Raw genomic sequence first — 24037 nt, 5'->3', positions numbered from 1 at the left:
GCGGAGTCGGCACCCGTTGTCGTATGACGAGTGCTATTCGACTGCGGGGACCGCGTGGATTGGTCTGGCACGGGATTGGTCTGGCACGGGACTGGTCTGGCACGGGACGGGCCTCGTGGGCCGAGTTGCGACGCAATCGAAGATCACACCCATCCGGAATCACGACGCCAGCGAATGACTCGATGAGACCTGCCGGGCGGTGGGTCCACCACCGACAAGATTGGACCGATCATGGCGATCAAACGAATGCAGCGCGTAGTGCTGGCGGCGTCGGGTGCCGTTCTGGCAATCGGCCTCGTGGCGGGATGTTCGTCGGACGACAGCTCCTCGTCATCCGATTCGACCGCATCGAGCATGGCACCGATGAGCGGTATGGCCAGTGAAAGCGCCTCTGCCACACCGGCGGCGATGGTCGGATCCGGCTGCGCCGCTTACGCGGAACAGAATCCGACCGGCCCGGCCTCCGTCGACGGGATGGCGATGGCACCGGTTGCCACGGCGGCGGCTGCCAATCCGATGCTGAAGACCCTCACCCAGGCGGTGTCCGGACAGCTCAATCCCGATGTGAACCTGGTGGACACACTGAACAACGGACAGTACACCGTCTTCGCCCCCACCGATGACGCGTTCGCAAAGCTCCCACCGGCGACGCTCGACAAGCTCAAGACCGACTCCGCGATGCTGACGGATATCCTTACGTACCACGTTGTTCCGGGCCAGATGACCCCCGATCAGGTCGGTGGTGAACACAAGACCGTCGAAGGCAAGAGCCTCACCGTCTCCGGCTCGGGTGACGACATGAAGGTGAACGACTCGGCAGGCGTGGTGTGCGGCGGGGTCAAGACCGCCAACGCCACCGTCTACCTGATCGATACGGTACTCACCCCTCCCGCTGCCTGATCGCGGCCCGCCGGGCAGCACCGTGATCTCTCCGATCTCGGCGCCGCCCGGCGGATCGGGCCTCTCCACATTCACCACAACATCTCCGACCCAAGGCATCACGCGCCCATCATGCGACCGAGAGGAGTCGCCATGACTCTCAACGACTTCGACGGCGAGCTCGATGCGGCGTGGCGCCGGTACCGGATCGACCTGGCCGATCGTCTCGCCGGGTTGGTCCCCGGCGGTGCGATGGAGATCTCGACGATTCGGCTCGACAGCAGCGACGAGGGGCAACCGTTGATGACCCTCACCCTGACTGCGTCTCGAAGATTCCGCTGCCGTGTGCACGCCACACAACTGCCCGCCGACGATCGCCGCCCCGACCACGTGCGTCGACTACTGGATCTCGGCTTCCGCAAACTGCGGGGACGCGACGGAGATCATGTCGTCGACACCGGTAAACGCCAGGTCGACCGGATGGCATCGATCGTCGTGACAGCGCTGCGTGAGGTGTGGGCCGTGGTGCATCCCGAGTTCCTCCGAGCGCCGCACGGGGTGTCGATGCCGGCCGAACCCACCATCGAACTGGCCACTCTCGCCCACGACTCGACGCACCTGCTGAGCCTGGTCATGGAGACCCTGGAAGAGTTCACCGGCGTGCCTGTGCACGTCGACCGCCACGGTGAGATCCCGCTGCCGACCGATCCGGTCAAGTCATGGCTGCGCGCGAATCACGACACCGCCTCGATCGAGTGCTACACGATCCTCGCCGACCACGTGACGAGTTCCGGTGCAGCGGATTTCGTCGCCGCCAACGGCAGGCGATGGCCAGGGATCTGCCTGTCCATCGAGGACGGGCGCGTCCACGCGTCGCACCGTGTCGAGTGTTCGGCGTATCATCCGGCCAATTTCTTTGCCGGCCTGGAGATCTGGGACTCATTCATCCGCGAGTCCGCATCTGAGATCGAGGACCGCTGCCGCCGGGCGTGTCAACGGCCGGAGCCGGTGCACCGCGGTGAGATGCCCACCGGCCTCGACGGGGTGCTCGATCTGGTCGACGGCGACTCCGACGCGGACGGATTGACCGTCGCTGCACTGTGCCGCTACGACGAAGCGACCATCCGACGGTATCTGCGTCATTGCGCCCAGCAGTCGAGGCGATGCCGCGGTGACGAACGGGCGTGTCGACATGTCGGCGATGCAGCCCAGGCCGAGCGCCGGGCCGAGGAGGCCCGCGAGTGGCGCCACGTCATCAGATGCCTCGGGACGGCATTGCGCGCCCTCGACGACACACCCCACCGCGGGCATCCGGAGGAATCCGGTCACGAACACACCACCTGACCGCTGCGGTCGGGCGCCCCCCACGTCGTGATCGTGCCGACTCTCAGGGCCTCGGCAGCTTGCGATGCAATGGGTTTCGGCTACAGCCCGGAGCAGGCCCAGCTATTCCGACGCCATCTTCGAGTCCGGTCGCGCCTTCCAAAGGAGGGTCCGGTCACCATCGATCCAGGAATGGGCGCACCGACTGCCAGTTTCCGGTAGAGCCGCCCAGAGCGCGTGACTCATGTGACTCCTGTCCACTGGCGTCTACAACGGTCCACTGCTGTTCACTGGTGGTACCCGAAAAATGTTGCAGTAGCGCAATATTGGGCTTGACTCGAACACCCGTTCGAGTATTGTGGAGGCATGAGAACAGCCGGGGAACTCACCACCACCGTCACCGACGCCGTGGGCGAACTACGGTTCGACGCAGATCTCGGTGCGCGCGACGCCGTCGAGGCGATGCGAGAACTGCTCACCGCACGCAGCCAGATCGACCACCGCGCCGCCGTCCTCGCAGGCATCCTCGACCGGCTCGGGGTCGCGAGAGACCACGGACGGTCGACACGAGAACTGTTGATCGTCATGGGCTTGGCACCGTCGACGGCACAACGATTCATACGCGTAGCGGCCGGCCTCGAGCTGCTCCCGACGCTCGATGCCCACGCCGCCGACGGTGCCGTCTCCGGCGAGCACACCGACGCGATCGTGCGCGGCATCAACCACATCGCGACCCGCTCACCGGAACCGATCGACCCCACACTGCGTCATAACCATGTGACAGATCTCCTCGGACACCACTTCTCCGGCGCCACACCTGCCGAGATCATGGACCGCGCACGCACCCTGGGCAACCAGATCGCCGCCGCGACACCAGACGCTCTGCCCGCAGCCGAAGATCGAGTCCTCAACACTCTCGACCACGGCACAGCCGACGACGGCCGCCTCCGAGTACGCGCCGACCTCGACGCCGAAGTCGGCGAAAAGTTCCGGGCAGCCATCGAGGAACTGGCCACTCCCCGACCCGAACCCGATGGATCACCGGATGCCCGCTCCACCCCGCGTCGCCAAGCCGATGCACTCGAAGCGCTACTCGACATCGCAGCCCGCGGCGCGGGCGATGCGGCCTCCGCCCCCGCATCCAGATGCTGTTGACCGTGCCCGCCGACGCCCCCACCGACACGACGCTGGAGTTCATGGGTTCGATCACGGAGGCCACGATGCGCGCTCTGGCCTGCGACATGTCGGTCACCACCGTGGTCGTCGACGGCGAACGGGTACCACTCGACGTCAGCCGCGAAAAGCGGTTCTTCCCATCCCATCTCCGCAAAGCGCTCTACGTCCGCGACCACTGCTGCATCAAATGCGGTGCACCCGCCGGGCGCACCCACGCCCACCACATCCGACACTGGGCCGACGGCGGCCAGACGAGCCTGGAGAACGGCTGCCTGCTCTGCCCGTCCTGTCACGCCGATGTGCACCACAACGGCTGGGAGGTGTTCATCGGCGCCGACCACCACCCTTGGCTCATCCCACCACCGGCCGTCGATCCCAAGCGCACACCACTGCGCGCCTACAACCGACGCACCCTGACCGTCGACGACCTCGCGCTGGCCGGCTGACACCCACCGAACCAGAACACACCCCGATCCTTCGCACCCGGCACAACGGCTCGCCCGGCCGGGACCGCATCAGTTCCTTGACAACTCCACAGTGTGAACAGCAAGCGACACAGCTGGTCGAGTGACCGCCCATGATGGCGGGGCGGTTACTCGATCAGCTCGCTGCCCGCACCGGTGCGGACTTCAACTCCCGCAACGCCGTACGCAGTCCACGACGACGCCCGGTTTCCGGATCGACACCGAAATGTGTCTGCATCCCCTCACGGACCGCGAAACGCAACTCCGATGCGGTTTCCGGTGCGTCGTCCGAGCTGGCCTTCAGCAATGCGTTGGGCAGCGCGAGCTTCGCAATGGTCCGGAACGACTGGAAGTACTGGTGGAGAATGGATCCCGTTGTGTACGGAAGGTCGTACTTGTCACACAACTCGCGCACCCGCACCCCGATCTCCTCATACCGATTGCTCGGCAGATCAGGGAACAAGTGGTGCTCGATCTGATGACTCAGGTTTCCACTCATGAAGCGCATCAGTGGTCCGGCACGAAAGTTGGCCGACCCGAGCATCTGGCGCAGGTACCACCGCGGCTGATCCTCATTCTCGTATTCCTCGACGGTGAACTTCTCGGCTCCGTCCGGGAAGTGACCGCAGAAGATCACCATGTAGGCCCAGTAGTTGCGGATGATGTTCGCCGTGAAGTTGGCTGTGATGTTGGACTTCCAGTTGGGTCCGGCCAGCGCAGGGAAGATGAGGTAGTCCTTGGCCGCCTGCTTGCCGACCTTGCGACCGATGATCCGGAGATCCTTCAACGCCTGACGGTAGGACTTCTCCTTCTTGCGGAGCTTCTCCGTCTCCAGATGATGGAGCGCCACACCGTATTCGAAGAACGTTCCGAGTGTCAGGTTGTAGAGGGGATTCCCGACATTCCACCACTCCCATGGTTGGTCGCGGGTGACGCGCAGAATCCCGTAGCCCACATCGTCGTCCATGCCGACGATGTTGGTGTACTTGTGGTGAACGAAGTTGTGGGAGTGTTTCCACTGCACACTGGGACACGTGGTGTCCCACTCCCACGACGAGGAGTGCACCTCAGGATCATTCATCCAATCCCACTGCCCGTGCATCACGTTGTGCCCGAGCTCCATGTTCTCCACGATCTTCGCGAGACCGAGGATGGCGGTTCCCGCCACCCATGCCGGCTTTCGGTTGCTGAACATCAGAACCACACGTCCGGTGGCGGCGAGGCTGCGCTGGATGGTGATCGAGCGCCGGATGTAACGGGCGTCTCGTTCGCCGCGCTCTTCCTCGATGTCGCGGCGGATGGCGTCGAGCTCTGCGCCCAATGCCTCGACGTCGGCGTCGGTCAGATGGGCATATTGGTCGATATCGGTGATCGCCATTGCTCCCCCTTCACAGGTCGAGTGTGCATTCACCAGACACGGTGCTGATACATGTCTGGATTCGATCTCCTTCACGATGCTCATCGCCACTGCGCAGGTCGCGCACGTAGCCCCCGGCCAACGGAACAACGCAGGTCTGGCAGATGCCCATGCGGCATCCGAACGGCATCTGGATGCCCAGTCCCTCGCCGGCCTCCATGAGTGTTGTGGCGCCGTCGATCTCGGTGGACTTGCCGGACTTGGTGAAGGTGACGGTGCCGCCTTCACCGCCCACATCGGTCCGCGCGATGGCGAACCGCTCGATATGGAGTTGGTCGCGAAGACCTTCCGCGGCATAGCGCTCCTCGACGGTGTCGAGCATCGCAACCGGTCCGCACGCCCAGCATGAACGGTCTCGCCAATCCGGAACCTCGGCGTCGAGCTGATCGAGCTCGAATTTCCCTTGGTCGCGGGTGAGCTGCAGCTGCAAGCTGTACGACACCATGTCCGAGTTCATCTCCTCCAGTTCGTCGAGGAAGATGACGTCATCTCTGGTCGGCGCCGAGTGCACGTGCACGATGTCGGGTTGTTGCTCGCGCGAGCTCAGCGACCGGAGCATCGACATGACCGGGGTGATCCCGCTGCCCGCGGTGAGGAACAAGATGCTGTCGGGCAACGGCTCGGGCAGATGGAAGTCGCCCTTGGGCGCCGCGAGCCGGATGACCGTTCCCGGGCTCACGCCGTCGACGAGGTGCGTCGACAAGAAGCCGTCGGGATTCGCCTTGACCGTGATCGCGATCTTCCGATCGTCCGAGCTGCCGATCGATGTCAGCGAATATGACCGCCAATGCCAGCGGCCGCCGACCTGAAGACCGATACCCACATACTGGCCTGGTTTGTACGACTCAGGAAAGCCCCACCCCGTCCGGATGGTGACCGTCGCGGAATCCTCGGTTTCACGCTCGACGTCGACGACCCGACCACGCAGTTCCCGCGCACTCCACAGTGGGTTGAGGAGATGCAGATAGTCGTCGGGCAACAGCGGCGTCGTCGCACGCGCGATGAGGCCACGCACGATGTTGACCTCGGGTTTCTTCGCCTCGACGTCGGCGGCCGGGCGCTTGCTCCACTTCAAAAGGTCCATACGAGCTCCTCCCACCCCCTGGTGTACGACTGTACACAGATCTGGCGGTTCGGTCAGACGGTTGACGGCAACATCGGTGGCCCTCAGGTTCCGTCCAGGTCGCTCCCAGACTCGCCCTATAGCGTTGCTGACATGGCCGCGACTGTCACTGGGCGCACCCCCTCTCTCACACGCTCGGTGACGGTCGCGGTCGCGCTCGTCCTCACCGCCGCGGCAGTCTTCGTGATGGCGGTGCGGACATCAACCGGGCAGCGCATCGACCAGTGGCTCCTGGACTCCGGCCGGCGCCTCCCCGACGCCATCCCGAAGGCCGACGTACCCGCCATCGTCACCATCGACGTCGTTTCCAACCCATTGCTCTGGTTGGCGGTCGCGGCGGCCGTCGTGGTGCTGATCCAGCTCGGACGGTTCCGCTCGCGCGCCGATGCGCGGCACACAGTGATCGTCACTGCAGCGCTGCTCTCATTCCCGCCGCTTGCGGTCGTCAGCGCTCGGATACTGCGCGATCACGTTCTGACCCGCCCTCAGCTCCACGACTGGATAACCGAGACCGCCAACTCGGCGCCGAGCGGTCACGCCGCCGCCGTCACAGCCGTCGCCGTGGTCCTGATTCTCTCCACTCCCCCGGTGCTCCGTCCGCTGACGACGCTCGCACTCGGAGGCTGGGCCGCGGTGATCGGTGTCTCGCTCATCGCCGCCGGCTGGCATCGTCCGAGCGACGTGCTCATCTCCGTGTTGCTGGTGGCGGCCGCCGGGGTGCTGCTCCCCGATCCGTGGCGGGGCCCGCGTCGGGATCGCGACGACGAAACGAACTCAGCGCACCCGGCCGACCACCCGCTCGAGCGGGCGGCCTTCGATGAGCCGGACAATGTTGTCGGCGACGTCATGGACCCGCCCGAGAAAGGTGTCGCGCGTGACACCCGACGTGTGGGGCGTCATCAACACATTGGGCAGCTCGTGAAAGGACATGCCTGACGGTTCTGCGTGATCCCCACCCGCCGGATACGAGTACCAGACATCGATCGCAGCACCGGCGATCGCTCGGTCTCGCAGGGATTCGAAGAGATCCTGCTCCACCACCAGCGGTCCGCGTCCGACGTTGATCAGCACGCCGTCGGGCCCCAATTGGGCGAGTTCAGCAGACCCGATCATGCCCGCTGTGCGGTCGTTCAGGGGTGCGGACACCACCACCACATCGGATTCCTTCAACAGTCGTCCGAGCTCGGTGGTGTCGGCGTGCCAGTCGAGACCGGTGTCGTCGGCGACCCGGCCCGAGCCCGTGACCGCGCACCCTCGGGCACCCAACGCACCGAACAGATCCGCGGTGCGGCGACCGATATGACCGAAGCCCACATATCCGATCATCGCTCCCCGCATGGTGGGTGGTTGCGCCACGCCGTCCTGATAGACCGACGTCGCCCAGGTACCTGACCGCAGAGCGGAGTCCTGCGCAATCAGACCGCGACGCAGCATGACCGCGGTCGCGATGATGTACTCCGCGATCGAATCCTCGTGGTGAAAGGTGTTGGCCACCTGCGTGATGGCAGGCAGATCGTCGAACGCCACCTTGTCGGTACCGGCGCCGACGATGTGCACCAGTCGCAACCCCACACCGGCTCGCGCCATCGCCGGGGTCACACGGCCGCCGATGTAGACGTCGGCGTCGGCCAGATCGTCGACCAGGGCCTCCTCATCGAAGGTCCGATGCCAGGACAGTTCCACCGCCGACGGAAGCAACGACACCAGCAGGTCGCTGTGCGGCAGCACGTTCCGATCACCGACGACGACCTTCACCGATTCCCCCTGCGACGATTCGGGCAACGATTCACCTCCGCGCGAGCGCGGGACGCTTGCTGTCGAACGACCAGTTGGGGACCAGGTACTGCATGCCCACCGAGTCGTCGCGGGCACCGAGCCCCTCGGACCGATACAACCGGTGAGCGGCGTCGACCTGATCCATGTCGAGCTCGACGCCGAGACCCGGACGATCCGGCACGGTCAGATGACCGTCCACGATCTCGTAGGGCTCGGTGGTGAGCCGCTGTCCGTCCTGCCAGATCCAATGCGTGTCGATCGCGGTGATGTCACCGGGCGCGGCGGCGGCGACATGGGTGAACATCGCCAGCGACACGTCGAAGTGGTTGTTGGAGTGCGACCCCCACGTGAGACCCCAGGCGTCGCACAGTTGCGCCACCCGCACCGAGCCCGCCATCGTCCAGAAGTGGGGGTCGGCGAGCGGGATGTCGACGGCGTTCGTCCGGATCGTATGGCCGAGTTCGCGCCAGTCCGTCGCGATCATGTTGGTGGCGGTGGGAAGACCGGTGGCCCGCTTGAACTCGGCCATGATCTCCCGGCCCGAGTACCGCCCTTCGGGTCCGACCGGATCCTCTGCGTACGCGACCACATCGCGCAGTCGCCGGCCGATGCGGATCGCCTCCTCGAGCAGCCACCCACCATTCGGGTCCAGCGTGACCCGCGCCGTCGGAAAGCGGTCCGCCAGCGCGGTCACCACGTCGGCCTCCTCGTCCGGGGCCAGCACACCGCCCTTGAGCTTGAAATCGGCGAAACCATAGCGCTTCTGGGCTGCCTCGGCGAGTGCGACCACCCCGTCGGCGTCGAGGGCCTCCTGGTGGCGGAGGCGGAACCAGTCGTCGGTCTCGTCGGCGCCGTCCGCATAGTCGAGGTCGGTCTTGGTGCGGTCGCCGACAAAGAAGAGGTATCCGAGCGCCGGCACCCGATCGCGCTGCTTGCCCTCTCCCAGCAGCGCGGCCACCGAGACCTGCAGGTGCTGACCGAGCAGGTCGAGCAGCGCCGATTCCACCGCGGTCACCGCGTGGATGGTGACGCGCTGATCGAAGGTCTGGTCACCACGACCGCCCTTGTCACGATCGGCGAACGTACGGCGGAGGTCCTGCAGGACCGCATGGTGGTCGCCGATCTTCCGACCCTCCACGAGCGGTCGGCTGTCGTCGAGAGTGATCCGGATGGGCTCGCCGCCGGGGACCTCACCGACACCGGTGTTGCCCTCGGAATCGGTGAGAATGACCAGGTTTCGGGTGAAGTACGGGGCGTGCGCACCAGAGAGGTTGAGCAGCATGCTGTCGCGGCCCGCGACCGGGACCACTCGCATCTCGGTGACCACCGGGGTCGTTGTCGTCATTCTGGTCCTTTCAGAGAAACTGTTGTCCGATGAGCAACACCGCGCCGACCGTGGACACCACGATCGACACGATGCGCAGCCGGTTCTTGTCGAGGTGACGATTCACGTACCGCGAGGCCGCATAACCGAGGATCACCGCGGGGATGAGCGCGACGAACACGCCGGCGATGTCGCGGTGCAGATTGCCGGTCGCCGCCAGCGCACCCATCGACATCATGCTTCCCACCAGGAAGAATGCGCTCAGATTACTTCTCACCGCGGCATTCTCGGCTCCGGAGAGCACCAGTGCCATCGGTGGGCCCCCGATCGAGGTGGCCGTTCCCAGCAGACCGGATGCGGCTCCCGCGGTCGCGAGGTTGCGCCGGAGCGGAGCGGGCTGCCATCCGAGCGAGGCCAGCACCACACCGCCGAGGACCACCGCCGCGAGCAACAACGCCAGTCCACGTTCGGGCAGCCACACCAGGAGCAGGGCGCCTGCGATGGTGCCGGGCACCCGGCCGGCGAGCGCCCATCCGGTGCCCCGCAGGTCGAGCCCGTCGCGCTCGCGGATCACCACCATCAGCGTCACCACCGTGGCGGACATGATCAGGGTCCCGGGCAGCAGCGCCGGGTCCACCAGCGCCACGACCGGCGCGGCCAGCATGCCCATGCCGAAGCCGATCGACGCCTGCATGCACGAGGCCATGCAGACCGCGACGGCGATGACGGCGAAGGCCACGACGCTCACGCCACAGCGGGCATACCGAGCGCGACGCGTCCTCGCGGGTGGTAGCACTCGGCGACATGTCCCGGCTCACGGTGATCGGTGACCGTCGGCGGGAGGTCGGTCGCACAGATGTCGGTGGCGTGCGCGCAGCGGGTACGGAACCGGCATCCCGACGGCGGGTTGAGTGGCGAGGGCACCTCACCGCTGAGCAGGATGCGTTCGCGGCGGGTGGCCGGATCGAGGGTCGGCGCCGCCGACATCAGCGCCTCGGTGTACGGGTGCGCAGGATTGTCGAAAACTGCTTCCGTACTGCCGGTTTCGACGATCCTACCCAGGTACATCACCGCGACCCGGTCGGCCACGTGACGGACCACGGACAGATCGTGCGAGATGAAGATGTAGGAGATGTCGAGCTCTTGCTGCAGTTCGTTGAGGAGGTTGAGGACCTGCGCCTGCACCGACAGATCCAGGGCCGACACCGGCTCGTCGCAGATGATCACCTCCGGGTTCAACGCGAGCGCACGGGCGATCCCGAGCCGCTGGCGTTGGCCACCCGAGAACTCCTGCGGACTGCGGTGCTCATCGCTGGGGCGCAGGCCCACGAGGTGTAGCAACTCCCGCACCCGCGCCGCGCGGTCCCGCTTACGCGGGTACAGCTCCTTGTGGGTACGCCACGGCTCGGAGATGATCTCGGCGGCGGTCATGCGATTGTTCAGTGAGGCATAGGGATCCTGGAAGACCATCTGCACCTTGCGGCGCAGGGCGAGCAGTTCCTTGCCTTTGAGCCGGTACGGATCCGTGCCGTCCCAGCGGACGGTGCCGGTGTCGGGACGTTCGAGCATCATCAGAGTGCGTGCGAGAGTGGACTTCCCGCAGCCGGATTCGCCCACCAGGCCGAGCGTCTCACCGCGACGGAGGTCGAGGTCGATACCGTCGAGCGCCCGGAGTTCCTTGCGGCCGGACTTGCCCGAGACCGAGAACGTCTTGCCGACGTCGCGGACCTCGAGAACCTGGGCTTCGGTTGTGTCAGACATTGCTGGTCTCCTCGGAGAAGTGGCACGCTGCGGCCCGATTCTCACCGACGCCGGCGAGAGCGGGACGCTGCTGGACGCACAGACTGCGGGCAATGGGGCAGCGCGCCTGGTAGACGCAGCCCGACGGGATCGAATGCAGATCCGGCGGGGTTCCGCCGATGGACTTGAGGTCGGCACCCCGCTCGGCGCTGACCGGCACCGAATCCAGAAGTCCCTTGGTGTAGGGGTGTTTCGGATCGCCGAAGACCTCCGCGACCGGACCGGTCTCCACCACGTTGCCCGCGTACATGATCGCTACCCGATCGGCCTGCTCGGCAACCAGGGCCAGATCGTGGGTGATGAGCACAACGGCCATGTCGTGCTCCTCGCGCAGGCGCTGCAGCAATGCCATGATCTGCGCCTGCACGGTCACGTCGAGAGCCGTGGTCGGCTCGTCGGCCAGCAACACCTTGGGACTCAAAGCGACCGCCATCGCGATCAGCAGTCGCTGCCGCATGCCCCCGGAGAACTGATGGGGATAGGAGTCGATGCGCGACTCCGGTTCCGGGATACCGACGTGGCGCATCAGCTCGATGGCCTCCTGCCTGGCCTTCTTCCGCGACATCTTTCGATGGATGCGGAAGGGTTCGGCCAGTTGGGTGCCCACCGGATAGACGGGGTTGAGCGCGGTGAGCGCGTCCTGGAAGACGATGGCCAACTCGGTGCCTGCCATCTGACGTCGGACCGACTCCTTCGCGCTCACGAGATCGACATCGTCGATGACGATCGAGCCGTCGGCGACCTCGGCGATCGGATCGAGCAGGCCGACCAGCGCCTGCGCGGTCATCGACTTGCCGCAACCGGATTCGCCGAGCAGCGCGAGGGTCTCACCGCGACGGGCACGGAACGACACGTGGTCGACGGCGCGCACGGTCCCGGTGGGGGTCCGTAGGTCGACGGTCAGGTCCGTCACGTCGAGCGCGACCCGATCATCGGTCCCGACCTCGGGATGGTCCATGGTGGGGGCGCTCATCGCACTGCCTTTCGTGAGGAGAAGACGCGCTTGCGGGCCTTGGGTGTGGTCAGGCGCCACCGCTGTCCGGGATCGGTGGCGATCCGGGCCCACGCGGCGAGCAGGGTCGCCGACACCGTGGTGATCACGATCGCCAGGCCGGGGAAGAACGAGAGCCACCACGCGGTCTGCAGATAGGTCCGGCCCTGCGACACCATCAGACCCCAGCTGATGTCCGGCGGCTGGATGCCGATACCCAGGAAGCTCAGCGACGATTCGGCCAGCATGACGTAGCAGAAGTCGAGGGTGGCGACGGTGAGCAGGGTCGGGAGCAGGATCGGCAGCACGTGTCCGCGCAGGATCTGACCGCTGCCGGCGCCGAATGTGCGCGCGGCGTCGACGAACACACGGCTCTGCAGTTCTGCCGATTCCGCCCGGGCGGTACGGAGGTAGATCGGGATACGGGTGATGGCGAGCACCGCCACGATGTTCGCCGCGCTCGGCGAGAACACAAAGAGGACGACAACCGCCAGCAACAGCGACGGGAAGCTCATGATGACGTCGGCCACCCGCATCGCGGTGGTCTCCCGCCAACCGCGGTGGTAGCCGGCCCACATACCAACGGCGGAGCCGATCACGCAGGAGATCAGTACGGCCGGCAGCGACACCATCAACGTCGTCTGGCAGGCGACGATGAGTCGGGCGAGCATGCTGCGTCCGAGCGGATCGGTGCCGAGGACGTTCATCCACCCGGTGTCGAGATTGAACGGGGCCAGGTTGGATTCGTCGAGGTTCTGGTCGGTGGCCGCATCTCCGACCAGCCAGGGTCCGAAGATCGCGACGAGCAACACGAAGGTCAGGATGGCGGCGGCAACGGTGGCGAACTTGTCGCGCAACAACAATCGCCACATCGGTGCCTGGCCGGCCGGTGCCTTCTTGGTGGCGACGGAGTCGCCCATGGGATCGGTCGAGGCGACGGGGCTGGTCGTGTCGAGTGGATCGGTGACGATGGACATGTGGGCTCCTTGAGTTCCTTGCGCCTCTAGACCGTGGCCTTGTCGCGAACCCGCGGATCGAGGAGGGCAAGGCCCGCGTCGATCACGATGTTCAGGATGAAGATGCTGACGGCGGTCAGCAGCACGGCCGCCTGCAGGACTGCGAAGTCGCGCTGGAGGATCGAATCGATCATCAGCTTGCCGATACCTGGCCAGCCGAAGATGGCCTCCACCACGACCGCACCGTTGATCAGGCCGACGGCCAGGTCGCCGGCGACGGTGAGCGCCGGGGCGGCGGCGTTGCGCAGCGCATGGTGGCTGACCACCCGTAGGTCGCCTGCACCCTTGCTCCGAGCGACCTTCACATAGGGAGCGGAGAGTGCCGACACCATGGCGCCGCGCACCACCTGGGTGAGTACGCCGAGCGGTCTGATCATCAGGGTCGCGATCGGCAGCACCCACGCCAGCACGCCACCGGTGCCCGATGTCGGTAGCCAGCCGAGGACCACCGCGAAGACCCAGATCCCGGTGATGGCGAACCAGAAGTCGGGAACGCTGGCCGCGGTCATCGACAACAGGCTCGAGAACCGGTCCGCGAGCGAGTTCGGCCGGTACGCCGCCCAGCAACCGATGATCACCGATCCGATGATCGAGAGCAGCAGCGTCACGAACGCCAATTGGAGGGTCGCGGGAAAAGCTTTGAGCGCCATGCCCGCAGCTTCCTGACCGGTCTTGAGCGACTCACCGAAGTCGAGATGGATGACTCCGGAGAAGTAGTCGAACATCTGCTGCCAGATCGGCTTGTCCAGCCCGTGTGCGGCCGCGAACTCGGCTCGCTGGTCGGGCGTGGCCGACACCGGCAGATACAGGTTGGTGGGATCGCCGGTGAGACGAGCCATGAAGAACACGCCGAACAGGACGATGATCAGCGGGATAAGGCTGGTGTACATCCGGCGCCGGAGGAAGGTGAACATCGGTCATCGCCTCTATTTCAGTCGTTCTGGGAAGTCGCGTGGGTCATCTCGGCCAGCCGCATCTCATCGCCGGTCGCCGAGTTGGGCTGGTAGTCGACCTTGTTCGACTTGGCCAGCACGGCTTCCATGTGCGCGATGTAGGCGTACTGGCGGATCTTGGTCGGCTCGTCGGCGAGGACTTTCGCGAGGGCGTCCTGACGCGCCTCACCGGTCAGCGCCTCCGCGGCGACGATCTCCTTGTCGTATGCCGCTGTGCCGTAAGTGCTCTGATAACCGTCGCTGAGCATGTACTGGTCGAGGGTGAACTGGGTGTCACCGGCCTGGTTGCCGTGCATGATCATCAGCAGCACCGGTCCGGAACCGGGCACGAACGGGCGGGTCTGGTACTGCATCTGCCCGGAGGTGTCCATCATCTCGATCTTGACGTTCAGGCCGATCTTGCTGAGCGAGAACTGGATTGCCTCGATCGTCTCGTTGATCTTGGGAAACTGCCCGGTGCGGCCGATGAGGCGGATGGTGCGGTCGACCGGCACGCCGTCGGCGCGCGCCTCGTCGATCAGCTTCTTGGCATGACCGAGATCGTAGGGGGTCGGCGTCAACTGGTCGTTGTAACCGACGATGCCCTTGCCGACGAGTTCTGCGGCCGGCTTCCCGAGACCCTGGAAGAGCGCCTTCACCACGCCGTCGCGGTTGATCGAGTAGTCGATGGCCTCCCGGACCCGGATGTCGTCGAGCGGTGCATCCGTCGCCTGCATACGCAGCGCGGTGGTCTCGTTGTTGACGTATGCGGTGCCGAGGTCGCCGGCACCGTCCTCAGGTCCGAGCGAGGTGGCGAGGTCGGCCTCGTCGTTGGTGACCATGGCCGCTCGCACGCTGCCCTCGGCGCGCCACTGATAGATGGCGCGGCTGTATTGCGGTGCCGCGCCGTGGTAGTTCGGGTTGGCCTTGAGCGCGATCCGCTGGCCGGAGTCCCAGAAGTCGACCATGTACGGTCCGGTGCCGATCGGCTCACGCACCTTGGCGTCCGCATCGGTGGTGCGCGGCACCATTTCGATGAACGACAGTCGCAGCGGCAGGATCGGATCGGGCTTCTCGGTACGAACCTCGACAGTGTTGGGATCGACGACGTTCACGTCGGTCTTGCTGTCGTCGAAGACATAGCCGTTCACATCGCAACCGATCGCGCCGTTGAAGGTGCGCTTGATGGAGAACGCCGCGTCCTCCGCGTCGAAGGTGGCGCCGTTACTGAATTTGACGCCCGACACGGTGGTGAACCGCCAGACGTTCGGTTCCACCTGCTTCCAGGAACTCGCCAACTTCGGCTGCAGATCACCGCTGTTCGGATCGCGTTCGATGAGGGGCTCGGTGATGTTGGAACGGACCACCACACCGGTCGCGGTCAGCGATGCGTCGCAGGGCTCCAGAGTCGGCGGCTCCTGCGGCAAGACGATCCGCAGTGTGTCCGGGCTGGCGGATTCGCCCTGGGTGGTGTTGGCGACGCTGCAACCGCTGACGGCCAACATCGCGGCCGCCGACACGGCCAACGCGCCGCTGAGGCGGCGGCGCGGGGATCGCAGAGATGCGATCTGCATGGGAACCTCCGATGGAAGGGACTGCGAGTGACTCACCACGTGTGAATCCAGGGGGCTGGAACCATCGTTTGTGACGGTAGACACACGCTAAGAGCGGCCGATCGGCGGCGTCAACCGCACAAAAACGCCGTCAACTGCGATTTTGGCGTGTTTCACGGCCTCCCCAGACCGCGGCGTCAACACGATCACACCCCTCGAAACCACCCCTGACCTGTCTGTTCGCTCTCGGCACGGTGCGCCCTTCGAATCGTCGATGGGAGGTCCATACAGTTTGGGTATCGATCCATGTTATTTGCGTGTTGGACAGGTATTCAGAGGTCGACTTACCGTGGTCGTATCCATTGGAGGACATCTGTGTCCCGGACGGTCGAGGAGGACCGATGAGCAGCAGCCTCGCCAACACCTCGGAAGCACACGATGTCGTTGTCGGACAAGATCTTCCGAAATCTGTCGGTAAGGTGTTGCGGGTCGGCCCCCTGAAGCCGTCACTGGAGGAGCGCCTCGCCGACGACTTCGACGCCGACCGGCTCCCCGACGGCGATTCGCGTGCCTCGTTCCTTGCCGAGCACGGTGCGCAGGTGAGCGCGGTGGTCACCTCCGGACGGACCGGCGTGGACTCCGAACTGATGGCCGCATTGCCGAATCTCGGCGCGATCGTGCACTTCGGGGTCGGATACGACACCACCGACGTCGACCGCGCCGCCGAGCTGGGCATCGGCGTCAGCAACACCCCGGACGTGCTGACCGATTGCGTGGCCGACACCGCCGTCGGCCTGGTCATCGACACCATGCGTGGCTTTGCCGCGGCGGACCGGTTCGTGCGTGCGGGCCGCTGGCCGGTGGAGGGCAACGTCCCGTTGACGCGCAAGGTCTCCGGTGCCAAGGTCGGCATCCTCGGCCTCGGCCGGATCGGCTCGGCGATCGCCGACCGGTTGACCGCCTTCGGTTGCTCGATCGCCTACCACAACCGGCGGATCGTCGAGGGCTCCCCGTTCCGATACGAGACCTCGCCTGCGGAACTGGCCGCATCCGTCGACGTCCTCATCGTTGCTGCGGCCGGCGGTTCCGGCACCCGTCATCTCGTCGACCGTCAGGTTCTGGAAGCTCTGGGCCCCAACGGTTTCCTGATCAACGTCGCGCGCGGCAGTGTTGTCGACGAGGACGCGCTGGTGGAACTGCTCCAGCAGGGGCGCCTGGCCGGCGCCGGCCTCGACGTGTTCGCCCGCGAACCGCACGTACCGGCGGCGCTGATCAATCTCGACAACGTCGTCCTCCTTCCCCACCTCGCCAGCGGCACCGTCGAGACCCGGGCCGCCATGGAGGAACTGACATTGCGGAATCTCGACTCCTACCTGCGCAACGGCGATCTGGTCACATCCGTGGTCGCCCCGAACCCCGCCCTTCGCGGAAAGGACGCACGATGACCGTGGTCTTGAGTTATCTGCCCACACCCGAGGGTCGCGGCGCCCTGCCGTTCGGTTTCGCCGAGGCACGGATGCGGGGCGTGGAGGTGCTGGTGGTGGCCGACGGCGACAGCGCATCCCAGCCGGAGTTCCTCGTCGACGTCGAGAACGCTCGCCGGACCGCCGAGGCCGACGGCGTCAATTATCTTGTGGCAGAGAATGATCCCGGCCTCTCGCATGCCGATCAACTCATCGATGCCTCCTACGACGACGCCGTCGAACTGTTGGTGATCGGACAGAAGCGTCGCTCACCGGTCGGCAAGCTGCTCACCGGCAGTGTCGTCCAGCGGGTGCTGCTCGACGCCCAGTGCCCCGTGGTGGCCGTCAAACCCCCGGTCCGCGCCGCCGTCTAGCCCCGCCCCCCCCCCGATTTCGTAGCAACAATCCGCGCCAGGCGCGGGTTATTGCTACCAAATCAGATCCATTCCCGTTCGGGCAGAACATCTCTCATCAGCCGAGCGAGCGCCGGGTTCGGGTTGTCGTCGCGCCAGGCGACATTCATCTGCACCGGCCGATCGCGGATGGCCGTCACCTCTTTGAAGACGACGCCGTCCGGGTGCATCGTCATCGCCGATTCCGGCACCAGTGAGATCCCGAGTCCCGAATGCACCAGGACCAGCATCGTGTGCACCTGGGTGACGTACTGGACGTAGCGCGGTGAGGCGCCGACGGCGGTGAAGGTACTGATGAGCAGCTCGTTGAAATAGCGCGCATCCGTCGGCGAATACATGATCACTGCCTGACCGTCGAAATCCTCGATCGCGAGATGCTCGACCGAAGCCAGTTCGTGGTCGGCCGGCAGTGCCGCCACGAGGCGCTCATGATGCAGTGGGCGCGTGCTGATACCCGGCCGCGAGACGGGCGGACGGACGATGCCGAGGTCGAGGTCGCCGCCTGCGAGCGCCTCGACCTGGGCCGCGGTGACCATCTCACGCAACACCAGGCGGACGTCCGGCAACTTCTCGCGGGCATGCTGCATCAGACGGGGCAGCACGGCCCGGGCCGAGGCGCCGGTGAAGCCGATGTTGACGGTGCCGAGATCCCCGGCCGGCACACGCCGGACCGTGAGGGCGGCGCCTTCTGCCAACGCGACGATCCGACGGGCGTCGGGCAGGAACGCCGTGCCGGCCGCCGTCAGCGACACGGCCCGACTGCTGCGCTCGATCAACTGGACGCCGAGTTCGTGCTCGAGCTGCTGCATCTGCCGGCTCAGCGGCGGTTGGGTCATGTGCAGACGCTCGGCGGCGCGGCCGAAGTGGAGCTCTTCGGCGACCGCGATGAAGCAGGCGAGGCGTGACAGCGAGAACATCGATCCACTTTAAGCATCGCGGGGCGGTGATGTGTTGCGTTGTGTGGATCGCATCGGCGAAGCAGCACCGCGCCGAATCGGACACTCTCCGCTAGCGTGAGCGCGTGACCGGAGAACCGGAGTTGCGTCGGCGACTCGGCGTGGGCGACGCAGTGATGGTGGGGCTCGGTTCGATGATCGGCGCCGGCGTGTTCGCGGTGCTCGCGCCCGCAGCGGACGCGGCCGGCAGCGGGCTCCTCATCGGTCTGGCGATCGCCGCGATCGTCGCGTACTGCAACGCCACGTCTTCGGGACGGCTCGCCGCCCGATACCCGGTGTCCGGCGGCACCTACGTCTATGGCCGCGAACGTCTCGGCGAGTTCTGGGGCTATCTGGCAGGTTGGTGTTTTGTCATCGGCAAGATGGCTTCCTGCGCGGCGATGGCCCTGACCGTCGGCGTCTATGTCTGGCCCGAATACGCGCATGCGGTGGCCGTCGCGGCCGTCGTCGTGGTGACCGCGGTGAACTACCGCGGCATCGAGAAGTCCGCACTCGTCACCAGGCTGATCGTCGCCGTGGTGCTCGCGACTCTGGCTGCCGTCGTGGTGGTGGCGGCGACCTCGCCTCCCGGCGATGCGGGGACCAACCTCACGATCGCCGACGACGCAACCGTGTACGGCGTCCTCCAGGCCAGCGGACAGATCTTCTTCGCGTTCGCGGGCTACGCCCGAATCGCCACCCTCGGTGAAGAGGTCCGCGACCCCGCGCGCACCATCCGGCGTGCGATACCGCTGGCACTGGGCGTTGCACTCGTCGTGTACACCTCGGTGGCGCTCGCGACTCTCGCAGTACTCGGACCGGTCGACCTCGCAGCGGCGGCAGCTCCGCTCGTCGAGACCGTCCGGGTCGCCGGGGTGCCGGGCATGGCGCCCGTGGTGCAGATCGGCGCCGCGATCGCCGCACTCGGGTCGTTGCTCGCGTTGGTGCTGGGCGTGTCCCGAACGACCCTTGCAATGGCCCGCGACGGCCACCTCCCCCGATGGCTGGCCACCGTCCATCCCACCTATCGCGTACCGCACCACGCCGAACTGGCGGTCGGGGTGATCGTGGCGGTCGTGGCGGCGACCGCCGATGTGAGCGCCGCGATCGGCTTCTCGTCGTTCGGCGTGTTGATCTACTACGGCATCGCCAACGCGTCGGCGGCGACATTGAGCCGCGCGGAAGGCCGGCCTCCGCGCGTGCTGCCGATCGTCGGGATCGTCGGCTGCGCGATCCTTGCCGCCACCCTTCCGCTCGGCTCGGTCATCGCCGGTGTGGTCGTGGTGGCGGCCGGTGCGGCGGTCTACGCCCTGCGTCGGTGATCCGGCCCCGGTGTCACCACCGCGGGCAGGTGTTCTCGAAACCCGGATCGATCGACTGCATGTAGCCCGTGTCGTCGCGGTCTCGGATACCGCAGTCGAGATATTGCTGATGCAGGCGTTCGAGCGCGTCGTCGTCGATCTCGACGCCCAACCCGGGCCCGGTGGGCACCGGCACCGCACCGTCGACAAAGCTCAGGGCGCCGGGCTTGACGACATCCTCGGTCTTCCACGGCCAGTGCGTGTCGCAGGCATAGGTGAGGTTCGGGGTCGCCGCCGCGAGATGCACCATGGCGGCCAGGCTGATCCCCAGGTGCGAGTTGGAATGCATCGACAGGCCCAACCCGAAGGTGTCGCAGATTGCGGCGAGCTGACGTGAACGCTGGAGTCCGCCCCAGTAGTGATGGTCGGACAGCACCACCGACACCGAATCCTTCTGCACCGCAGGCTTGAGGTGGTCGAAGGCCACCACGCACATGTTGGTGGCCAGGGGCATCTTGGCCTCGGCGGCGACCTCGGCCATTCCGTCGAGCCCGGGCGTCGGGTCTTCGAGGTACTCGACGATGCCGGCCAGTTCGGCTGCCACCCGCACGGAGGTGTCGACCGTCCACGCCGCGTTCGGATCGAGCCGCAACGGAAGATCGGGGAACTCGGCGTGTAGCGCCTTGATGGCGGCGATCTCCTCGTCGGGCGGAAACACGCCACCCTTGAGTTTGATTGCGGTGAAACCGTACTCGTCGATCATCCGATGTGCCTGACCGATGAGTCCGGCGGGGTCGATCGCCTCTCCCCAGCTGTCATTCGCCGCGCCCGGGTGGCCTGCCCACTTGTAGAACAGGTACGCGCTGAACGGCACGCGGTCACGGACCGCGCCACCGAGCAGATCACTCACCGGACGCCCCACGACCTTGCCCTGGATGTCGAGACAGGCGACCTCGAACGGTGAGAACACCCGGTCGGTGGTACTGGCCGTGGTGATCATGCCCGCGACACCGTCGCCGCCGGTGACCGTGAGCGTGGCGATGCGCTCGTCGATGACGGTGCGAATCCGGTTGAGCGCGAACACGTCGAGACCGACGAGGGCCTCGGCAGCCGCTTCCATCCGGGTGATGTGCGCGGTGTCGGCATAGGTCTCACCAAGCCCGCGCAACCCGTCGCCGGTCTCGATCTGGATGATCGCGCGAAGGGCGTACGGCTGGTGGACGCCGACGGTGTTGAGCAGCGGCGGGTCGACGAAGGCCACCGGCGTGACGGTGACCCGCGTGATGGTCGACGACGCCATCAGGCCGTCGCGTTCGCCGCGAGGGAGCCGGCGAGCACGGCGCGACCGGCAGCGGTGATGCGCTCGAGTTCCACCTGATGCTCTGGGGTCAGTGGCACCAGCGGTGCGCGAACCGGCCCGGCGTCGAGCCCCTCCATGGTCACGCCGTGCTTCACCAGCGAGACGGCGTACCCCGGCACCTTGTTCCGCAACCGCACCAGCGGGTGGAAGAACTCACGGAGCAGGGCTTCGGTCAGCTCCGCGTTGTCGTTCTCCAGCGAGTTGTAGAACGCGAGCGCGAGTTCCGGAGCAAAGGCGAAGGTTGCCGACGAGTAGAGCGTGACACCGATCGACCGATAGGCCTGCTGGGTGATCTCTGCGGTCGGCAGGCCGTTGAAGAAGAGGAATTCCTTGCCGGAGCCGGCAAGTGCATCCTTCACCGCGATGACGATTCGCGCGACATTGTCGAGATCGCCTGTCCCGTCCTTGAATCCGATGACGGTGGGCAGCTGCGCGACCTCGACGGCCGACACCTCGTCGAACACCGCGTTGCCACGGTTGTAGACGATGAGGGGAAGATCGGTGGTCTGCGCAACCGTGCGCGCATACTCCACGAGCCCCGCCGGCGGCATCGTCACCAGATAGGGCGGCAGGAGCAGGATGCCGTTGGCACCATGCGCTTTCGCACTGGCGGCGAATTCTCGGGCCTGCACCAGGGAACCCCCTGCGCCGGCGAAGACCGGCACACGGCCGGCGACCGTGTCGACGGCACACTGGACGATCTTCCCGAACTCCTCGAGTCCCAGGGCATGGAACTCACCGGTGCCGCAGGCGACGAAGACCCCGCCGGGACCTGCCGCGACACCGCGGTCGATGTGCTCGGCGAGGCGCCGGTAATCGACCTCTCCGTTGCTGTCGAAGGGGGTGACAGGGAAGAACAAGACGCCGTTGAGCATTGGGACTCCTTGGAAAGGTATGTGCGGGAGCGACTGTCAGTCGCGGGTGAGTTCGCCGTCGACGCGGCGCCAGATCTGTTCGGGATTGCCATCGGCTATCGACGACGGCAGCAACGATTGCGGGACATCCTGATATGCGACCGGCCGCAGGAACCGCTCGATGGCGAGCGAACCCACCGAGGTGCTCCGGCTGTCCGAGGTGGCCGGGTACGGTCCGCCGTGCACCATCGCATGGCCCACCTCCACACCGGTCGGCCAGCCGTTGAAGAGGATGCGGCCGGCCTTGAGCTCCAGCAGCTCCAGAAGCGCACCGGCATCGTCGTGGTCGGATTCATCGGCATGAACGGTGGCCGTGAGCTGGCCTTCGAGCTTGGCCGTGACCTCGCGGACCTGCTGCTCGTCACGACACTTCACCACGAGGCTCGAGGCTCCGAAGATCTCCTGCTGCAGAGTTTCCGACGACAGGAACGTATCGGCCTCGGTGCTGAAGAGTGCAGCGCGGCACGCGTTGGGCGCCGAGGACTCCGTTCCTCTCGCCACCTCCGTCGCGACACCCTCGAACTCGTCGATGCCACGGGCATACGTGGTGGCGATGTTCGGGGTCAGCATCGGTGTCGGAGTGGATTCACCGACGGCGTCGGCGGCCGCACCGATGAACGTGTCGAGATCGGGGCCGTCGACTGCGATCACCAGACCTGGGTTGGTGCAGAACTGTCCGGAACCCATGGTCAGCGAGCCGACGAACGCTCGGCCGAGTTCGGTGCCCCGGTTCCGGAGAGCACCGGGCAACGGATAGACCGGGTTGATGGAACTCATCTCGGCGTAGACCGGGATCGGCTCGGGACGGGAGGCGGCTGCCCGCACCAGCGCGGTACCGCCGGAGCGGGAACCGGTGAAGCCGACCGCCTTGATCTGCGGGTCGGTGACCAGCGCGATGCCGAGCTCTCGGCCAGTGCCGTACAGCAGGGAGAAGGTTCCGGCGGGCATGCCGGTGGACGTGATCGCCTCGGTGATGGCACGTCCCACGAGTTCCGACGTCCCCGGATGGGCGTCGTGCGCCTTGACGATCACGGGACATCCGGCTGCGAGCGCGGATGCCGTGTCGCCACCCGCGACCGAGAAGGCGAGCGGGAAGTTGCTGGCGCCGAACACGGCGACCGGGCCGAGCGCCACCTTGCGCTGACGGATGTCCGCGCGCGGCGCAGGTGTGCGGTCGGGCTGTGCGGGATCGATGCGGGCGCCGTGCCAACTGCCCTCGCGCAGCACGCCTGCGAACATCCGGAGCTGACCGCTGGTCCGACCGACCTCGCCGGTGATGCGGGCTTCGGGCAGCCCGGATTCGGCCGTCGCCCGTGCGACCAGCGCGTCCTTGGCGGCATCGAGATTGTCGGCGATGGCCGTCAGGAAGTCGGCGCGATCGGCGGATGACGTGTTGCGGTAGACGACGAATGCCTCGGCAGCCGCAGCGCTCGCGCGGACGACGTCCTCGGCGGTGCCGTGGGCATAGGCCGGTTGTAGCCGCTCATCGGTTGCCGGGTTGATGGCGTGCACCGCACTGCCGGTGCCGGTGACGTGATCCCCGGCGATGATCATCTGTCCGGTCAGGGCCTGTGCGGTCGGCAACTCTGTCCGCTCTGCGGTGGTCATTGCATCCATGCTCCGACCGTAAGACCGTGCATCTATACATGTCCAAGTCAAATCTCCACAGTATCGATGCATATCGGGTATCGGACCAGTTGAGGGCATCGGGCCCCGCTGATCGAGTCGGTGACACCCGGGTCGACGCGTCCAACATCGCGTCCAACATCTCGGACGTGCGCGCTCCGGCGAGGCCGGCAAGACGAGCGACCAGATGCGGAACGGAAGTTCCCGGACGTCATGAAGTCGGTGGTGCGCTGGGATCGGGCCCTGTAGCC

The 24037-nt window shown here is 66.2% G+C and carries 21 protein-coding genes and 1 pseudogene; 8 read left to right on the top strand and 14 right to left on the bottom strand.

Going from position 1 to position 24037, the window contains the following annotated elements; all coding sequences use genetic code 11:
- Window positions 1-231 precede the first annotated feature (231 nt).
- From GTV32_RS16610 to GTV32_RS23580, 4 genes are all read left to right on the top strand, one after another.
- A complete protein-coding gene (locus GTV32_RS16610) occupies window positions 232-900 on the top strand; it encodes a fasciclin domain-containing protein (protein WP_161061250.1) in 669 nt (222 codons plus the stop codon).
- Between the two features lie 132 nt (window positions 901-1032).
- Window positions 1033-2223 (top strand): hypothetical protein, encoded by a 1191-nt coding sequence (locus tag GTV32_RS16605; protein WP_161061249.1) that lies wholly within the window; start codon window positions 1033-1035, stop codon window positions 2221-2223.
- A gap of 345 nt (window positions 2224-2568) precedes the next feature.
- On the top strand, window positions 2569-3357 hold the full coding sequence (locus GTV32_RS23585) for a DUF222 domain-containing protein (protein ID WP_237421570.1): 789 nt from the start codon (window positions 2569-2571) through the stop codon (window positions 3355-3357).
- 2 nt (window positions 3358-3359) lie between these two features.
- Window positions 3360-3824, top strand: a complete 465-nt coding sequence (locus tag GTV32_RS23580) for an HNH endonuclease signature motif containing protein (protein WP_343287362.1) — start codon at window positions 3360-3362, stop codon at window positions 3822-3824.
- A 154-nt stretch (window positions 3825-3978) separates the two neighbouring features.
- Here the strand turns inward: GTV32_RS23580 and GTV32_RS16595 are convergent, their stop codons facing one another.
- Window positions 3979-5220 carry a fatty acid desaturase gene (locus GTV32_RS16595; protein ID WP_161061248.1) on the bottom strand — a complete coding sequence of 414 codons (1242 nt, stop codon included), beginning with the start codon at window positions 5218-5220 and terminating at the stop codon, window positions 3979-3981.
- 10 nt (window positions 5221-5230) lie between these two features.
- Window positions 5231-6343, bottom strand: coding sequence for a ferredoxin reductase (locus GTV32_RS16590; protein ID WP_161061247.1), 1113 nt, complete (start codon window positions 6341-6343; stop codon window positions 5231-5233).
- 132 nt (window positions 6344-6475) lie between these two features.
- Between GTV32_RS16590 and GTV32_RS23575 the strand changes: the two are divergent.
- Window positions 6476-7090: pseudogene (locus tag GTV32_RS23575) on the top strand (phosphatase PAP2 family protein); the annotation flags it as partial.
- Window positions 7091-7156: 66 nt separating this feature from the next.
- Here GTV32_RS23575 and GTV32_RS16580 read toward each other — a convergent pair.
- The 8 genes from GTV32_RS16580 to GTV32_RS16545 all read right to left on the bottom strand — a co-directional run bounded on the left by GTV32_RS16580 (window position 7157) and on the right by GTV32_RS16545 (window position 15795).
- On the bottom strand, window positions 7157-8137 hold the full coding sequence (locus tag GTV32_RS16580; protein ID WP_161062582.1) for a 2-hydroxyacid dehydrogenase: 981 nt from the start codon (window positions 8135-8137) through the stop codon (window positions 7157-7159).
- A gap of 31 nt (window positions 8138-8168) precedes the next feature.
- Complete coding sequence (locus GTV32_RS16575; RefSeq protein ID WP_161061245.1) at window positions 8169-9503, bottom strand: enolase C-terminal domain-like protein; 1335 nt, start codon at window positions 9501-9503, stop codon at window positions 8169-8171.
- Window positions 9504-9513: 10 nt separating this feature from the next.
- Window positions 9514-10230: a sulfite exporter TauE/SafE family protein gene (locus tag GTV32_RS16570; RefSeq protein WP_161061244.1), complete on the bottom strand. Its 717-nt coding sequence runs from the start codon at window positions 10228-10230 to the stop codon at window positions 9514-9516.
- Entirely contained in the window at window positions 10227-11243 is a 1017-nt protein-coding gene (locus GTV32_RS16565; RefSeq protein WP_161061243.1) for an oligopeptide/dipeptide ABC transporter ATP-binding protein, read from the bottom strand. Before GTV32_RS16565 ends, GTV32_RS16570 begins: the two co-directional genes overlap by 4 nt.
- Window positions 11236-12255: an ABC transporter ATP-binding protein gene (locus GTV32_RS16560; RefSeq protein WP_161061242.1), complete on the bottom strand. Its 1020-nt coding sequence runs from the start codon at window positions 12253-12255 to the stop codon at window positions 11236-11238. Before GTV32_RS16560 ends, GTV32_RS16565 begins: the two co-directional genes overlap by 8 nt.
- On the bottom strand, window positions 12252-13193 hold the full coding sequence (locus GTV32_RS16555) for an ABC transporter permease (RefSeq protein WP_237421906.1): 942 nt from the start codon (window positions 13191-13193) through the stop codon (window positions 12252-12254). The genes GTV32_RS16560 and GTV32_RS16555 overlap by 4 nt, the downstream gene beginning before the upstream one ends.
- An 83-nt stretch (window positions 13194-13276) precedes the next feature.
- On the bottom strand, window positions 13277-14203 hold the full coding sequence (locus GTV32_RS16550; protein ID WP_161061240.1) for an ABC transporter permease: 927 nt from the start codon (window positions 14201-14203) through the stop codon (window positions 13277-13279).
- A 17-nt stretch (window positions 14204-14220) separates the two neighbouring features.
- Window positions 14221-15795: an ABC transporter substrate-binding protein gene (locus GTV32_RS16545; protein ID WP_161061239.1), complete on the bottom strand. Its 1575-nt coding sequence runs from the start codon at window positions 15793-15795 to the stop codon at window positions 14221-14223.
- Window positions 15796-16175: 380 nt separating this feature from the next.
- Here GTV32_RS16545 and GTV32_RS16540 point away from each other — a divergent pair, with 380 nt between their 5' ends.
- Together GTV32_RS16540 and GTV32_RS16535 are read left to right on the top strand one after the other, a co-directional pair.
- Window positions 16176-17219 (top strand): 2-hydroxyacid dehydrogenase, encoded by a 1044-nt coding sequence (locus GTV32_RS16540; protein WP_161061238.1) that lies wholly within the window; start codon window positions 16176-16178, stop codon window positions 17217-17219.
- A complete protein-coding gene (locus GTV32_RS16535) occupies window positions 17216-17611 on the top strand; it encodes a universal stress protein (protein WP_161061237.1) in 396 nt (131 codons plus the stop codon). Before GTV32_RS16540 ends, GTV32_RS16535 begins: the two co-directional genes overlap by 4 nt.
- Before the next feature lie 62 nt (window positions 17612-17673).
- Here the strand turns inward: GTV32_RS16535 and GTV32_RS16530 are convergent, their stop codons facing one another.
- Window positions 17674-18567: a LysR substrate-binding domain-containing protein gene (locus tag GTV32_RS16530; RefSeq protein WP_161061236.1), complete on the bottom strand. Its 894-nt coding sequence runs from the start codon at window positions 18565-18567 to the stop codon at window positions 17674-17676.
- Window positions 18568-18722: 155 nt separating this feature from the next.
- On the opposite strand from GTV32_RS16530, the gene GTV32_RS16525 reads away from it, so the two are divergent.
- Window positions 18723-19907 (top strand): APC family permease, encoded by a 1185-nt coding sequence (locus tag GTV32_RS16525; RefSeq protein WP_161062581.1) that lies wholly within the window; start codon window positions 18723-18725, stop codon window positions 19905-19907.
- A gap of 13 nt (window positions 19908-19920) precedes the next feature.
- Here the strand turns inward: GTV32_RS16525 and GTV32_RS16520 are convergent, their stop codons facing one another.
- The 3 genes from GTV32_RS16520 to GTV32_RS16510 are packed head-to-tail and all read right to left on the bottom strand — an operon-like array spanning window position 19921 to window position 23768.
- Window positions 19921-21186: a glucarate dehydratase family protein gene (locus tag GTV32_RS16520; RefSeq protein ID WP_161061235.1), complete on the bottom strand. Its 1266-nt coding sequence runs from the start codon at window positions 21184-21186 to the stop codon at window positions 19921-19923.
- Window positions 21186-22121 (bottom strand): 5-dehydro-4-deoxyglucarate dehydratase, encoded by a 936-nt coding sequence (locus GTV32_RS16515; protein WP_161061234.1) that lies wholly within the window; start codon window positions 22119-22121, stop codon window positions 21186-21188. The genes GTV32_RS16520 and GTV32_RS16515 overlap by 1 nt, the downstream gene beginning before the upstream one ends.
- Window positions 22122-22157: 36 nt before the next feature.
- The gene (locus tag GTV32_RS16510) at window positions 22158-23768 is read right to left on the bottom strand and encodes an aldehyde dehydrogenase (NADP(+)) (protein ID WP_161062580.1); all 1611 of its coding nucleotides are present in this window, start codon (window positions 23766-23768) and stop codon (window positions 22158-22160) included.
- Window positions 23769-24037 lie beyond the last annotated feature (269 nt).

The sequence above is a fragment of the Gordonia sp. SID5947 genome (genome assembly GCF_009862785.1).
Lineage (GTDB): Bacteria > Actinomycetota > Actinomycetes > Mycobacteriales > Mycobacteriaceae > Gordonia.
The sequence above is the reverse complement of the archived record's forward strand: the minus strand, read 5'-3'. Positions and strand labels throughout refer to the sequence as shown.